The following is a 12,774-nucleotide window of genomic DNA, read 5'->3' on the forward strand; positions in this document are numbered from 1 at the left end:
GCGGAACGCGTTGACGCGGAGATCATGCTCAAGCAAAGAGCCAGGACGGGCGTGACGGCTCCCGCGAAAGTGCCCACTCCGTCGGTCCCGGGCGCGCGCGGCTGGCGCGACTACGCGCTGCTGCTGGCGCTGGCCTGCTGCTGGAGCTCGACCTACCCGCTGACCAAGATCGGGCTCGGCTCGATCCCGCCGGTCACCTTCATTTCCGCGCGCTCGCTGGTGGCCGCCGCCTTCCTGCTCATCGTGCTGCGCATTCGCGGCATCCGCATCCCGACCGACCTCAAGGCCTGGAAGCTGTTCGCCTTCCAGCAGACCATCAACTCCACGATCCCGTTTTTGGTGATCACCTGGGCGCAGCTTTACGTGCCGGCATCCAACACCGTGGTGCTGGCCTCGACGACGCCGATCTTCGCCTTCCTCATCACCTGGGCGATCACGCGACACGAGCCGGCCTCGCTGCTCAAGCTGGTCGGCGCGATCCTCGGCCTCGCCGGCACGGTCGCGATCATCGGCCTCGACGCGCTTTCGGGCTTCGGCAAGGAGATCGTCGCCGAGATCGCGATCCTGCTCGCCACCGTCTCGTTCGCCTGCGCCACGATCTTCGGGCTTCGGCTGTCGGATTACGATCCGATGGTGGTCGCCGCGGGCTCGCTGTTGTTCGGCGGCACCGTGCTGCTGCCGGTCGCGCTGATCGTCGACCATCCCTGGACGCTGCACCCGACGCCGCAGGCGCTGGTCGCCACGGTCACGATGGGCATATTCTCCAGCGCGTTCGGCCTGATGCTGTTCTACATGTGCCTGACCCGGCTCGGCACGCTCACAACCAATGCGCAGGGCTATTTGCGTATTCCGATCGGCGTTGCGCTGTCGGTGATCCTGCTCGGGGAATCCGTGCCGTCGAATCTCGCGCTCGGCCTCTTGCTTGTGATGGCCGGCGTCGCCGCGATGACGGTGCCGGCCGAGGCCGTGAAGCGTTGGCTCAGGCGGCTGTGAGCATCATAGCAGTCTCAAAGCCACGTCATTCCGGGGCGATGCACTAAAGCATGATCCGGAAAAGTGCGAAGCGGTTTTCCGAAAAGATCATGCTCAAACAAAGAGCTAAGGCGCGATGACGATTCAACCTAATCTCATCGCGCTTTAGCATCGAACCCGGAATCTCGAGATTCCGGGTTCGCGTCTAACGGCGCGCCCCGGAATGACCAACAAGAATTACTTCTTGTCGTCCGCCAGCAGGGCGCGGTATTTCGCGACGTCGCGGGTCACGAGCTGCTGCAGCACTTCGGGCGCGAGCTCATTGGCGTCGGGGGCGACGGTCGACAGGTCGGCGAAACGCTTCTTCACCGCCTCGCTCGCAACCGCGGTGCGCACGGCGGCGTTGAGCTTGGCGATGATCTCGGGCGGAGTGCCCTTGGGGGCGAACAGGCCATTCCAGCCTTGCGCCTCGAATTCGGGCAGTCCGGCCTCGGCCGAGGTCGGCAGTTCGGGAAGCGACGCAAGCCGTACCGTCGAGCCGACCACCACCGCCTTCACCAATTTGTCGTCGATCGCCTGCGACACCGAGGCTGCGGCATCGCAGACCCCGTCGATCTGGCTGCCGATCGCGTCCGTCAGCGCCAGCGCCGCGCCGCGATAGCCGACCAGCTGCACGTCGATGCCGGCGGCATGCACGAAACTCTTGCAGATCAGGTAATTCGAGGAGCCGACGCCGGCATGGCCGAGATTGACCTTGCCCGGGTTCTTCCTGGCGTAGTCGATGAATTCCTTGAGGTCCTTGGCCGGAAAATCCTTGCGCAGCGCGACGATGCCGAAGGTCTTGGCGACCACGGCGATCGGGGTAAAGGAGTCAGGCGTGAACGACAACTTCGGATAGATCGTGTAGGTCGCGGCATTGGTGCCGGCATTGCCGATCGCGATGGTGTAGCCGTCCGGCTCGGCGCGCGCGGCGCGGGCGAGTGCGGTCGAGCCGCCGGCGCCGCCGACATTCTCGATGATGATGCTCTGGCCGAGCGCAGCGCTCATCTGGTCGGCCACCGCGCGGGCGATGACGTCGGAGGTGCCGCCTGCCGTGAACGGCACGATCATCGTGATCGGACGCTTCGGGAAGTCCTGGGCGTAGGCCGACGTCGCAAGCAGAAGCGCCGCAGCCGCGGCAACGCACCACCGCCGCAGCATGATCGTTACGCCGCCTTTTCGAACTGCTGGACCAGGCCTGCGAACAGGCCGCGGCCGTCGGTGCAGCCCATGATCTCTTCGACGTGGTTTTCCGGATGCGGCATCATGCCGAGCACGTTGCCGCGCTCATTGACGATGCCGGCGATCGAATGCGCGGCGCCGTTCAGATTGGAGGCCTCGTCGACCACGCCCTCCGGCGAGCAGTAGCGGTACAGCACCCGCCCGTCGCCTTCGAGCCGCTTCAGCGTCTCTTCGTCCGCCTCGTAATTGCCTTCGCCGTGGGCCACCGGCACACGGATCACCTGGCCGGCATTGTAGCCGCGGGTGAACGGGGTGTCGGAGCGCTCGACGCGCATATGCACGTCGCGGCAGATGAACTTCAGCCCCGCATTGCGCATCAGCACGCCCGGCAACAGCCCGGACTCGCAGAGGATCTGGAAGCCGTTGCAGACGCCGAGCACGAGCCCGCCCTTGGCGGCGAAGTTGCGCACCGCGTCCATGACCGGCGCGCGCGCCGCGATCGCGCCGCAGCGCAGGTAATCGCCGTAGGAGAAGCCGCCGGGCACCACCACGAGGTCGGTGCCTTTGGGCAGCGCAGTTTCGGCATGCCAGACCATCGCGGTCTCATTGCCGGATGCGAGCTTGAGCGCGCGCGCCATATCGCGCTCGCGGTTGATGCCGGGGAAGACGAGGACGGCTGATTTCATGTGCGATGCGGCCTAGAGCAGTTCGACCCGATAGTTCTCGATCACGGTATTCGCCAACAGCTTGTCGGCGGCGGCCTTCAGCGCCGCCTCCGCCTTGGCCTTGTCGGTCGCGGCGAGCTCGATGTCGAACACCTTGCCCTGGCGAACGCTGGCGACGCCATCGACGCCGAGCGATTTCAGCGCACCCTCGATCGCCTTGCCCTGCGGATCGAGGATGCCCGACTTCAATGTCACAGTCACACGTGCCTTCACGTTCGTCCCTTCAGCTTAACTCTTCACCAGCACCGGGCCGCTGCCGGCCGGCCGCTCGTTTTCAATCAGAATGCCGAGCCGCTTCGCGACCTCGGTATAGGCCTCGAGCAGGCCACCCAGATCCCTGCGGAAACGGTCCTTGTCGAGCTTCTCGTTCGACTTGATGTCCCACAGCCGGCAGGAGTCCGGCGAGATCTCGTCGGCGACGATGATCCGCATCATCTCGTTCTCGAACAGCCGTCCGCACTCCATCTTGAAGTCGACGAGGCGGATGCCGATGCCGAGGAAGAGGCCGGTCAGGAAGTCGTTGACGCGGATGGCCAGCGCCATGATGTCGTCGATCTCCTGGGGCGTCGCCCAGCCGAAGGCGGTGATGTGCTCTTCCGACACCATGGGGTCGTTGAGCTGGTCGTTCTTGTAATAGAACTCGATGATCGAGCGCGGCAACTGGGTGCCCTCCTCGATCCCGAGCCGCTGCGACAGCGAGCCGGCGGCGACGTTCCGCACCACCACCTCGAGCGGCACGATCTCGACCTCGCGAATCAGCTGCTCGCGCATGTTGAGGCGGCGGATGAAGTGGGTCGGCACCCCGATGTCGTTGAGGTGCTGAAACAGGTACTCCGAAATCCGGTTGTTGAGGACGCCCTTGCCCTCGATCACCTGGTGTTTCTTGGCGTTGAACGCGGTCGCGTCGTCCTTGAAGTGCTGGATCAGAGTTCCCGGCTCGGGGCCTTCGTAAAGCACCTTGGCCTTGCCTTCATAAATACGGCGTCGACGGCTCATTGGGATGTACCGTGTTTTGTTGAAATCCATGGATTTGGGTGCTCCGGATGACTTGGGGTTACGACCCACGACGGAGCTGCCGCGGAGGCCTGGAACCTGGGCAATCCAACTGGAAACAGAACAAGAACCATGCCTGTTGGCAACCTATCCGATTGGCCCATCCAGCACAATCGATAGTGCCCCCTTGAGGGCACTTATACCGCCCTATCATAAAGGGCCGATTCCGCCAGTTTTGCCTGCGGCTTAACGGCTCGTTGTCTTGCCGATTCCTCCCACCTATCTAGGCAGGCATCGGGGCTGCCGCAACGCGCGGCGGCCCTCATTCAGCAAGGGAATTGGAACTTCAGCCATGAGCGAATTCAACAAGCGCGAGGAAGGTTTCGAGAAGAAGTTCGCCCTCGACGAGGAGCAGAAGTTCAAGGCTGAAGCCCGCCGGAACAAGCTGCTCGGCCTGTGGGCTGCCGAGAAGCTCGGCATCACGGGCGATGCCGCCAGCGCCTATGCCAAGGAGGTGGTCGCCGCCGACTTCGAGGAAGCCGGGGACAATGACGTGCTGCACAAGGTTCTGAAGGACCTCACCGCCAAGGGTCAGCCCGCCACCGAGCGCGATATCCGCGCCAAGATGGACGAGCTGCTGGCGGTGGCCGCAGCGCAGGTCAAGGCGGGAAGCTGAGTTCCCGAGACACCCTACCAAGTCGACTTTTACGCGCGCCGGACACCGTTCCGGCGCGACGCGTTTGTGCCCCTCGCCTTGGTGAAGTCGGCACGGAGGATGTCGAGCAGGCGGCGTGAGGCGGCGCTGAGGAAACCGTCATGCCGCGTCACGGCGACGACCTCGTGACTTGCGGCGAGATCGCCGACGCGGATCGTCGCGATCCTGGAGCTACCCAATTCCTCCGCCGCATTGCTTTGTGACAGCAGCGCGATCCCGAGCCCGGCCTCGACCAGGCGCTTCTGCGCCGTCAGGCTGTCGACCGGCGTCCAGGCGACCTCGCCGAGCCCGTGCGTCAGGAACAGGGCGAAGACGTGCGATGCGGTGATTTCGCGGCGTCCCGGCACCTCTGGGAAGGCGATCCACCGCTCATCCCTGAGATCGGCAAGCTTGCCGACCCGGCGTCCCGCCAGCGGATGGTCCGGCGCGCAGACCACCCCGAGCGGCTCTGCAAACAGCACCTCGCAATCGAGGTCACGCGAGCGGTCGCGGTCGTAACGCAACCCGATCGTCGCCTCGCCGCGCCGGATCAGGTCGCTGACCTCGGCGCTGGTCGCGGTGCGCAGCGTCAGCGCAACGTCCGGGTGCCGGCGGGCAAAGCGCTTCAACACGTTCGAGAGCCGCTCGCCGGCGAGGGTGCCGGTCACCGCCAGCGCCACCGGGCCGGAATTGTCGCGCAGCAGCGCGCGCACCGCGTTCTCGGCATCCTGCGCCGCCGCCACCGCCCGTTCGGCATAGGGCACCATCACCCGCCCGGCATCACTCAGTCGCGTCTTGCCCGCGATCCGCTCGAACAGGGGCACGCCGAGCTCCTGCTCAAGCAGCGCGATGCGCCGCGAAATCGCCGGCTGCGAGCGATGCAGCGCCTTGGCGGCATGCGAGATCCCGCCGCGCCGATGCACCACCAGGAACGTGTTGAGCACGTCGCTGTCCATCGCTCTCCTCATGCAAAAAGCTGATGATATTGAGAGAAATAACAAATTTGTCTGATGGGCGAAACCGCCCTATCGCTGCTTTCAGTCGCTTTTGACAACAGCAGGAGTTCACATGCGCACCCAGGCGGACAAGGCAGCACGGTTTCGCGAGCTGCATCAGCGGCCCGGCGCCTTCATCATTCCAAATCCGTGGGACGCCGGGACGGCGAAGCTGCTCGCATCGATGGGTTTCGAGGCGCTGGCGACCACCAGCCTCGGGCTCGCCAACACGCTCGGCCGTTCGACCGTCAGCCTCGACGAGATCATCGAGAGTTGCCGGGTGATCGCCGAGGCCACCGACCTGCCCGTCAATGCCGATCTGGAAAAATGCGGCGCCGACATGCCGAAGCTCGCGGCCGAGGCGATCCGCTTCGCCGCCGAGGCCGGCGCGGTCGGCGGCTCGATCGAGGACTCGACCGGCGACCCGCAGCGCCCGATCTATGACTTCTCGCTGGCGGTCGAGCGGGTCCAGGCGGCGGTTGAAGCCGCACGGGCGCTGCCCTTCCCGTTCACGCTGACGGCGCGGGCGGAAAACTTCCTGCACGGCCGCAAGGACCTCGACGACACCATCAAGCGGCTGCAGGCGTTCGAGGCCGCCGGCGCCGACGTGCTGTATTCGCCGGGCCTCTACGATCTCGCCACCATCAAGACCGTGGTGTCATCGATCAACAAGCCCTTCAACCTCGTGATGGGCTATGCCGATCCGACCCTGACCGTCGACCAGCTCGCCGCCGCCGGCGTCAAGCGCATCAGCGTCGGCGGCGCGATGCAGCGCCACGCGCTGGCTGCGTTCCTGCGCTGTGCCCGCGAGATGAAGGACAACGGCGCGTTCAGCTTCGTCCGCGACATGGCGCCGGTGAAGGAGGTCCGCGCGGCATTCAACTGATCGCCCCTTCACCGCGAGGTGCACCGCCGGCCAGCGCGGCGCACGCCTCCGCCGCCCCGGATTGCCCGAGGCGGCGCCTTCTAGAATCTGGTATGCTGGCGCCAGCACCGCAAGCCCGGCCGGGGCGTTACCAGACCTGACGATTCATGACAGGTCGCGGCTTGCAGCCAGCCTCCGGCAATGCCAAGAGAGCGGGATGTCCCAAGATCACATTTCCAACGTCCTCGCCGAACGTTACGCCTCGCCCGCCATGCGCGCCATCTGGAGTGGCGAAGGCAAGGTCCGCCTCGAACGCGACTACTGGATCGCCGTGCTGAAGGCCCAACGCGATCTCGGCATCGCGGTGCCGGATGGCGTGATCGAAAGCTACGAGCGCGTCAAGGACCAGATCAACCTGGCCTCCATCATGAAGCGGGAGCGCGTCACCCGCCACGACGTCAAGGCGCGCATCGAGGAGTTCTGCGAGCTCGCCGGTCACGAGCACCTGCACAAGGGCATGACCAGCCGCGACCTCACCGAGAACGTCGAGCAATTGCAGGTCTACCGCGCGCTGCAGCTCATCGAGACCAAGAGCATCGCCGCGCTCATCCGCTTTGCCACGCGCGCGAAGCAATTGCGCGATGTCCCGTTCACCGCGCGCACCCACAACGTCGCCGCGCAGGTCACCACGCTCGGCAAGCGCATCGCCATGTCCGGCGAGGAGACGCTGCTGGCGCATCAGAGCCTGGTCAATGTGCTGCAAACCTATCCCGCGCGCGGCCTGAAGGGCGCGGTGGGCACCCGTCTCGACCAGATCACGCTGTTCAATGGCGATGCCGGCAAGGCGCGCGCGCTCGAGCAGCGCGTCCTCGTCCACCTCGGCCTGCCGAAGGCGCTCGACGCCGTCGGCCAGGTCTATCCGCGCAGCCTCGACTTCCGTGCGGTCAGCGTGCTCACCGAGCTCGCCAGCGGACCCGGCAATTTCGCCAAGACCATCCGCCTGATGGCAGGCCACGAACTCGCCAGCGAAGGTTTTGCCAAGGGCCAGGTCGGCTCCTCCGCGATGCCGCACAAGATGAACAGCCGCTCCTGCGAGCGCATCAACGGCCTGCATGTGATCCTGAAGGGCTATCTCGCGATGGCCGCAGGCCTTGCCGGCGATCAGTGGAACGAAGGCGACGTCTCCTGCTCGGTCGTCCGCCGCGTCATGCTGCCCGATGCCTTCCTCGCCATGGATGGCCTGCTCGAAACCCTGCTCACGGTGCTTGACCAGATGGAGGTGTTCGAAGCCGTGGTCGAGACCGAGCTCAACCGCTATCTGCCCTTCCTGCTGACCACCACGGTGATGATGGAAGCGGTCAAGAAGGGCGCGGGCCGTGAAGGCGCCCACGAGGCGATCAAAGAGCATGCCGTCGCAGCCATCGGCGACCTGCGCACCGGCAAGATCGTGCAGAACGATCTGCTGCAGCGCCTCGCCGCCGACAAGCGTCTTGGCCTGAGCGCAGCCGAGTTGCAGCACGTGCTCGACCAGGGCCGCGCCAACTCCGGCGACGCCGGCGCCCAGGTCGATTTCTTCGCCGAGCAGGTCGAGGCCCTGGCCAAGGCCAAGCCTGAGGCGGCGCGCTACAACCCGGGCACGATCCTGTAGCGAATGGTGAGGTGCGAATAGCGAATGGGCAAGAATCCATTCGCTACTCGCCATTCGCCCCCTCGCCTCACTCTTCCTTGAAGCCGTATTCAGGCACGTTGCCGCTGGCGCCGTAATATTTGTACGGCAGGAACTTGCCGCTCATGGTGATCTTGACGCGGTCGCCCTTCGGATTGGCGACGCGCTCCAGCGCCATGTCGAAGTCGATCGCCGACATGATGCCGTCGCCGAATTCTTCTTCGATCAGCGCCTTCCAGGCTGGGCCGTTGACCATCACCATCTCGTAGAAGCGGTAGATCAGCGGATCGGTCGGCGGCATCGGCGTGCCGGTGCCGCGCATCGGTACCTCGTTGAGCATCGCGACCTCGGCCTTCGACAGCCCGAACAGCTCGCCGGCATTCGCCGCCTGCGGCTTCGTCAGTTTCATCTGGCCGAGGATCGCGCCCGTGATCAGCACGTCGGAATAGCCGCCGACCTTCTCGCAGATGTGTTTCCAGCTCCAGCCCTTCTCGCGCTTGATGTCGAGCAGCTTCTCGGTGAGGTCTTCGCGTTTCATGAGGTGTCCTCCTTGGGCTTCAGCGCGCAGCGCTCTGCGCGAAATCAGGTTTGCAAACGGCCTGTTCGTGCACGAAGTGTGCCAGAAATCGCACTTCCGAACGACGTCGGAGCCAAGCCCTACAGGTCGAAATTCGTCGGCAGCATCACGACGTCGCGGATCGTCATGCCGCGCGGCCGAGTCAGCATGAACATCACGACCTCGGCGACTTCGCTGGCCTCCAGCAGGCTTCCGGCCGCCTTGGCCTCCGCAAGCTTCTCGGGCGGCCAGTCCGCCAGCAGCGCGCTGATCACGGGCCCGGGCGAGATCGAGCCGACGCGGATGCCGTGCTTGAACACCTGGCGCCGCACCGTCTGGACGAAGCAGTTGACCGCCCATTTCGACGATGCATAGACCGGCTCCCACGGTGTCGGAAAATGCGCGGCGAGCGAGCTTGTGACGATGATGTCGCCGGTGCCGCGCGCGATCATGTGCGGCAGCACGTCGTGCACGTTCTTCATCACGACGTTGACGTTGAGGTTCAGCATCCGGTCGATCGCAATCGTATCCGCATCGACGAGGTCGCCGCCGACATAGATGCCGGCATTGGCGTGCAGGATGTCGAGCTGGCCGGTCTTCTCGAGCACCTTGGACAGCAAGCTTGCACACTCCCCGGGATCGAGCAGGTCGATCACCAGCGGGATCACCGCATCGCGGTGCTTGCGGGCGAGCGCTTGCAGCGCGGCGGCATCGCGGTCGACCATCACCACGCGCGCGCCCGCGGCCAGCATCGCCGCGCTGCTCGCCAGTCCGATGCCCGACGCCGCCCCGGTCACGGCCGCCACCTTGCCTTCCAGTGCTTTCGCCATCGGTCCACCCTGCTCTGATCATCACGACATCCGCCGCAGTATAGCAATCCCGGGCGGCATGTCGGTAACCGAGGATGGGGAACGCGGCTTCCGCGGCTGACACCGCACGAAAATTTCGGATGGTAGCGACTGCACACAAGTCCCAAAGCACTGCTGTGGAATGCTGCGCGCCGACATGCCCGTCAGAGGCTGCCAAACGGCCAATAATGCCAAAACGGCCAACAAGAAGAAGCGGAGGACTGCAATGACAAGGAACCGTTCGCCCCGGCTATCGCGCCGTCATCTCATCAAGGGCGCCGCCGCTACGTCAGCCACGCTGCTGCTCGGCAGGCCCGCGATCGCCAGAGGCAAGACGGAGGGCAAGACCGAAATCGTCATCGGCAACATCGACGCCTATTCGGGACCGGCCGCGGTCTATTCGTCGATCGGCCGCACCCCCGGCGGCTATTTCAAGATGATCAACGAGCAAGGCGGCATCAATGGCCGCATGATCAAGTACATCACCTATGACGATGCCTACAGTCCGGCCAAGACCGTCGAGCAGGCGCGCAAGCTGGTCGAAGGCGACGAGATCGATGTGCTGTTTGCGCCGCTCGGCGCGCCGACCAACGCGGCAATCATGAAGTACATGAACCAGAAGAAGGTCCCGCACCTCTTCATCGCCTCGGGCGCGACCAAGTTCGGCGACTACAAGAATTTCCCCTACACCATGGGGTTCCAGCCCTGCTACCAGATCGAGGGCCGCGCCTTCGCGCAGCATGTGCTGTCGACACAGAACGACCCCAAAATCGGCATCGTCTACCAGAACGACGATTTCGGCCGCGACGTGCTGAAGGGTTTCAAGGACGGACTTGGCGCCAGGACGTCCGCAATCGTTGCGGAGCTGTCCTATGAGACCGCCGACCCGACCATCGACAGCCAGGTGGTCCGCTGCAAATCCGCCGGCGCCAACGTGTTCATGAGCATGACCACGCCGAAATTCGCCGCCCAAGGCATCAAGAAGATCGCCGAGCTCGGCTGGCAGCCGGCGCACTACATCGGCAACAACGCCTCCTCCGCCGGCTCGACGCTGAAGGCCGCGGGCTTCGACGTCTCCAAGGGAATTATTTCGAGCGCCTACCTGAAGGATCCCGTCGACGCCGCCTGGGACAGCGATCCCGCCATCCAGAAATGGCGCGCCTTCCTCGACAAATACGATCCGGCGGCGGCCAAGAACGACATCTACGCTGTCACCGGCTATCTCACCAGCCAGATCCTGGTCCAGGTGCTCAAGCAGTGCGGCGACGACGTCTCTTCCGAAAGCATCATCAAGCAGGCCGCCAACCTGAAGGATTTCGAATCCGACATGCTGCTGCCCGGCATCAGGATCAACACCTCGCCATCAGACTATTATCCGCTCGAGCAGTTGCAACTGGTGCGCTTCAGCGGCGAACGCTACGAGCCGATGGGACCGGTGATCGACGGGGGGATCTCGAAGGCCTGATCGTCGAGGGCGCGCACCGCAAATGTCGACCTCCGATGGCAAGCGGAAGTTGCCCGGCTCGGGCGCCATCGGCGGCTCATGACCCGAACCGGATCTTGCCCGAAATAGCCATTGTTAGCTCATTTGGCTCAACTGGCTCAGTTGACTAAAGGACCGGCAGGGGAATGCGGCTCTTGTCTCCGGTCGCAAAGTCCTGTTTGATTCAATGCAATGAGCACCACTCGCGAGACGAGTCCCAGCGGCAAATGCAAAACTGACTTCCTGCCGAGCGGGAGCGAATTGAGTGCGCTCATTCGCGCGCTCGATTGGTCCACGACCAGTTTGGGACCCATTGACGGATGGCCTGCACATCTCAAGAGCGCGGTCAGCCTTATGCTGCCTGCCAACGCACAAATCGTGCTGTTCTGGGGCGCGGACTTCGTGGCCCTGTACAACGACGCCTACGCACCAACCATCGGTGAGAAGCATCCGAGGGCACTTGGGCGGCCCGCGCGAGAGAACTGGGCGGAACTCTGGGACGATCTTGAACCTCTGCTAAGGCGTGTCCTCGACACTGGTGAGACCGTCTTCGCCAAGGATCGTCCGTTCTACATCGAGCGGCACGGCTATCCGGAGAACGTCTATTTCGACATCTCCTACTCCCCGGTTCGGAACGAGGCGGGCGACATTGGCGGCGTCCTCTGCATCGTGAACGAGACAACTGATCGGGTTGTGGCGCAGCGAAAACTGGCCAGAACGGAGAAACGGCTCACCCAAGCCCTAAGCGCCGCCGGAATGATAGGCACGTTCGACTGGCATGTGCCGACGGACACGTTCTATTCGGATGCGCATTTGGCGCAAATGTTCTCAGTCGATCCCGCCAAGGGCCAAGAAGGCGCACCTTTTTTGGACTATGTCGCGGGCATCCATCCGGAGGACGTGGAGCGGACTATTGCGGCCGTAAATCTCGCGGTCACCACCGGAGAAAAGTACATCCAGGAGTATCGGCTGCTGCAGCAGGACGAGACCATCCGATGGGTCGAGGCGCGTGGCGAGTGCCTGAGAGACGAAAACGGCGAGCTTACCAACTTCGTCGGGGTGGTGGTGGACATCACCACTCAGAAGGAAGCGCAGGAGCATCAACGGTTGCTTGCGCGAGAGGCGAACCACCGGGTGAAAAACCTGTTCGCGATCTTCCACGGCATCATTAGCCTTAGCGCTCGATCAGCTCGAACGCCGCAGGAAATGGCTCAGTCGCTTCGCGGGCGGCTGGATGCCCTTATGCGGGCCAAGGACCTCATACGTCCGGGGATTATGGGCACGGAAGCGCATAGCGAACGGACGACGGTGGACGAGGTCGTGCGAACTGTCTTGCAACCCTATGATGATGGCTCTCGCGACCGCATCGTGGTCAGCGGACCCGATGTGCCTGTAGGCGTGATGGCCGTAACAAGCTTCGCCCTTGCGCTGCACGAAATTACGACGAACGCAGCCAAATACGGGGCACTCTCGGAGCCGAGCGGGGCAATCCGTATCAAATGGGAAACGCAAGACGGCGACTTGAATTTTGAGTGGGATGAGACAGGCGGTCCCGTGATCGTCGCCCCGCCGCAAGCCGCCGGCTTCGGCAGCGTACTCACGGAGCGTAGTATTGCTGGTCAGCTCGGGGGCAAGATCGAATACGACTGGCGGCAGAACGGCCTTAAGCTCAGGATGAAGGTTCCTCTGGATCGCCTTGCGGTTTGAGGAGAGAGAAGGACAACAAACCGCGCGCCGAAGCGCGCGGCGGTATCGT

Annotated in this window: 13 protein-coding genes; 6 read left to right on the forward strand and 7 right to left on the reverse strand. The window is 64.0% G+C overall.

Translation table 11 applies throughout. The annotated features are described in order from the left end of the window. The first annotated feature begins 24 nt into the window (after nucleotides 1-24). Nucleotides 25-993 (forward strand): DMT family transporter, encoded by a 969-nt coding sequence (locus QA639_RS27910; protein ID WP_028337753.1) that lies wholly within the window; start codon nucleotides 25-27, stop codon nucleotides 991-993. Between the two features lie 216 nt (nucleotides 994-1,209). Here the strand turns inward: QA639_RS27910 and QA639_RS27915 are convergent, their stop codons facing one another. From QA639_RS27915 to purC, 4 genes are read right to left on the reverse strand one after another with little or no spacing between them, the layout of a single operon-like run. Beyond that, nucleotides 1,210-2,172, reverse strand: coding sequence for a tripartite tricarboxylate transporter substrate-binding protein (locus QA639_RS27915; protein WP_028337754.1), 963 nt, complete (start codon nucleotides 2,170-2,172; stop codon nucleotides 1,210-1,212). Between the two features lie 5 nt (nucleotides 2,173-2,177). Beyond that, on the reverse strand, nucleotides 2,178-2,879 hold the full coding sequence (purQ, locus tag QA639_RS27920; RefSeq protein WP_157343236.1) for a phosphoribosylformylglycinamidine synthase subunit PurQ: 702 nt from the start codon (nucleotides 2,877-2,879) through the stop codon (nucleotides 2,178-2,180). A gap of 12 nt (nucleotides 2,880-2,891) precedes the next feature. After that, nucleotides 2,892-3,131: a phosphoribosylformylglycinamidine synthase subunit PurS gene (gene purS / locus QA639_RS27925; RefSeq protein WP_026192985.1), complete on the reverse strand. Its 240-nt coding sequence runs from the start codon at nucleotides 3,129-3,131 to the stop codon at nucleotides 2,892-2,894. Nucleotides 3,132-3,146: 15 nt separating this feature from the next. Beyond that, entirely contained in the window at nucleotides 3,147-3,914 is a 768-nt protein-coding gene (gene purC / locus QA639_RS27930; protein WP_016843454.1) for a phosphoribosylaminoimidazolesuccinocarboxamide synthase, read from the reverse strand. A 349-nt stretch (nucleotides 3,915-4,263) separates the two neighbouring features. Between purC and QA639_RS27935 the strand changes: the two genes are divergently transcribed. Then, the gene (locus tag QA639_RS27935) at nucleotides 4,264-4,587 is read left to right on the forward strand and encodes a DUF1476 domain-containing protein (RefSeq protein WP_050387668.1); all 324 of its coding nucleotides are present in this window, start codon (nucleotides 4,264-4,266) and stop codon (nucleotides 4,585-4,587) included. Between the two features lie 29 nt (nucleotides 4,588-4,616). On the opposite strand, the gene QA639_RS27940 is transcribed toward QA639_RS27935, so the two are convergent. Further along, on the reverse strand, nucleotides 4,617-5,561 hold the full coding sequence (locus QA639_RS27940; RefSeq protein ID WP_283087746.1) for a LysR family transcriptional regulator: 945 nt from the start codon (nucleotides 5,559-5,561) through the stop codon (nucleotides 4,617-4,619). Nucleotides 5,562-5,673: 112 nt separating this feature from the next. Here QA639_RS27940 and QA639_RS27945 point away from each other — a divergent pair, with 112 nt between their 5' ends. Together QA639_RS27945 and purB are read left to right on the forward strand one after the other, a co-directional pair. After that, nucleotides 5,674-6,486 (forward strand): isocitrate lyase/PEP mutase family protein, encoded by an 813-nt coding sequence (locus QA639_RS27945; RefSeq protein WP_157343234.1) that lies wholly within the window; start codon nucleotides 5,674-5,676, stop codon nucleotides 6,484-6,486. A gap of 196 nt (nucleotides 6,487-6,682) precedes the next feature. Continuing rightward, nucleotides 6,683-8,113 carry an adenylosuccinate lyase gene (purB, locus tag QA639_RS27950; RefSeq protein WP_283087747.1) on the forward strand — a complete coding sequence of 477 codons (1,431 nt, stop codon included), beginning with the start codon at nucleotides 6,683-6,685 and terminating at the stop codon, nucleotides 8,111-8,113. Between the two features lie 67 nt (nucleotides 8,114-8,180). On the opposite strand, the gene cynS is transcribed toward purB, so the two are convergent. Together cynS and QA639_RS27960 are read right to left on the reverse strand one after the other, a co-directional pair. After that, entirely contained in the window at nucleotides 8,181-8,669 is a 489-nt protein-coding gene (gene cynS / locus QA639_RS27955; RefSeq protein WP_051376380.1) for a cyanase, read from the reverse strand. A gap of 119 nt (nucleotides 8,670-8,788) precedes the next feature. Next, nucleotides 8,789-9,517, reverse strand: a complete 729-nt coding sequence (locus tag QA639_RS27960; protein WP_283087748.1) for an SDR family oxidoreductase — start codon at nucleotides 9,515-9,517, stop codon at nucleotides 8,789-8,791. 244 nt (nucleotides 9,518-9,761) lie between these two features. Here QA639_RS27960 and QA639_RS27965 point away from each other — a divergent pair, with 244 nt between their 5' ends. Together QA639_RS27965 and QA639_RS27970 are read left to right on the forward strand one after the other, a co-directional pair. Beyond that, nucleotides 9,762-11,000, forward strand: coding sequence for an ABC transporter substrate-binding protein (locus tag QA639_RS27965; RefSeq protein ID WP_028337761.1), 1,239 nt, complete (start codon nucleotides 9,762-9,764; stop codon nucleotides 10,998-11,000). Nucleotides 11,001-11,210: 210 nt separating this feature from the next. Continuing rightward, on the forward strand, nucleotides 11,211-12,725 hold the full coding sequence (locus QA639_RS27970; RefSeq protein WP_157343231.1) for a sensor histidine kinase: 1,515 nt from the start codon (nucleotides 11,211-11,213) through the stop codon (nucleotides 12,723-12,725). Nucleotides 12,726-12,774: the final 49 nt, after the last annotated feature.

It is taken from the genome of Bradyrhizobium pachyrhizi (genome assembly GCF_029714545.1).
GTDB classification, from domain to species: Bacteria; Pseudomonadota; Alphaproteobacteria; order Rhizobiales; family Xanthobacteraceae; genus Bradyrhizobium; species Bradyrhizobium pachyrhizi.

Excerpts from the sequence above, each read along its gene's own strand:
- QA639_RS27940 (WP_283087746.1), bottom strand. The coding sequence starts at position 5,561 with ATGGACAGCGACGTGCTCAACACGTTCCTGGTGGTGCATCGGCGCGGC.
- QA639_RS27910 (WP_028337753.1), top strand. The coding sequence starts at position 25 with ATGCTCAAGCAAAGAGCCAGGACGGGCGTGACGGCTCCCGCGAAAGTG.
- QA639_RS27935 (WP_050387668.1), top strand. The coding sequence starts at position 4,264 with ATGAGCGAATTCAACAAGCGCGAGGAAGGTTTCGAGAAGAAGTTCGCC.
- QA639_RS27965 (WP_028337761.1), top strand. The coding sequence starts at position 9,762 with ATGACAAGGAACCGTTCGCCCCGGCTATCGCGCCGTCATCTCATCAAG.
- QA639_RS27960 (WP_283087748.1), bottom strand. The coding sequence starts at position 9,517 with ATGGCGAAAGCACTGGAAGGCAAGGTGGCGGCCGTGACCGGGGCGGCG.
- QA639_RS27945 (WP_157343234.1), top strand. The coding sequence starts at position 5,674 with ATGCGCACCCAGGCGGACAAGGCAGCACGGTTTCGCGAGCTGCATCAG.
- purC (WP_016843454.1), bottom strand. The coding sequence starts at position 3,914 with ATGAGCCGTCGACGCCGTATTTATGAAGGCAAGGCCAAGGTGCTTTAC.
- cynS (WP_051376380.1), bottom strand. The coding sequence starts at position 8,669 with ATGAAACGCGAAGACCTCACCGAGAAGCTGCTCGACATCAAGCGCGAG.
- QA639_RS27915 (WP_028337754.1), bottom strand. The coding sequence starts at position 2,172 with ATGCTGCGGCGGTGGTGCGTTGCCGCGGCTGCGGCGCTTCTGCTTGCG.
- purB (WP_283087747.1), top strand. The coding sequence starts at position 6,683 with ATGTCCCAAGATCACATTTCCAACGTCCTCGCCGAACGTTACGCCTCG.
- QA639_RS27970 (WP_157343231.1), top strand. The coding sequence starts at position 11,211 with ATGAGCACCACTCGCGAGACGAGTCCCAGCGGCAAATGCAAAACTGAC.
- purQ (WP_157343236.1), bottom strand. The coding sequence starts at position 2,879 with ATGAAATCAGCCGTCCTCGTCTTCCCCGGCATCAACCGCGAGCGCGAT.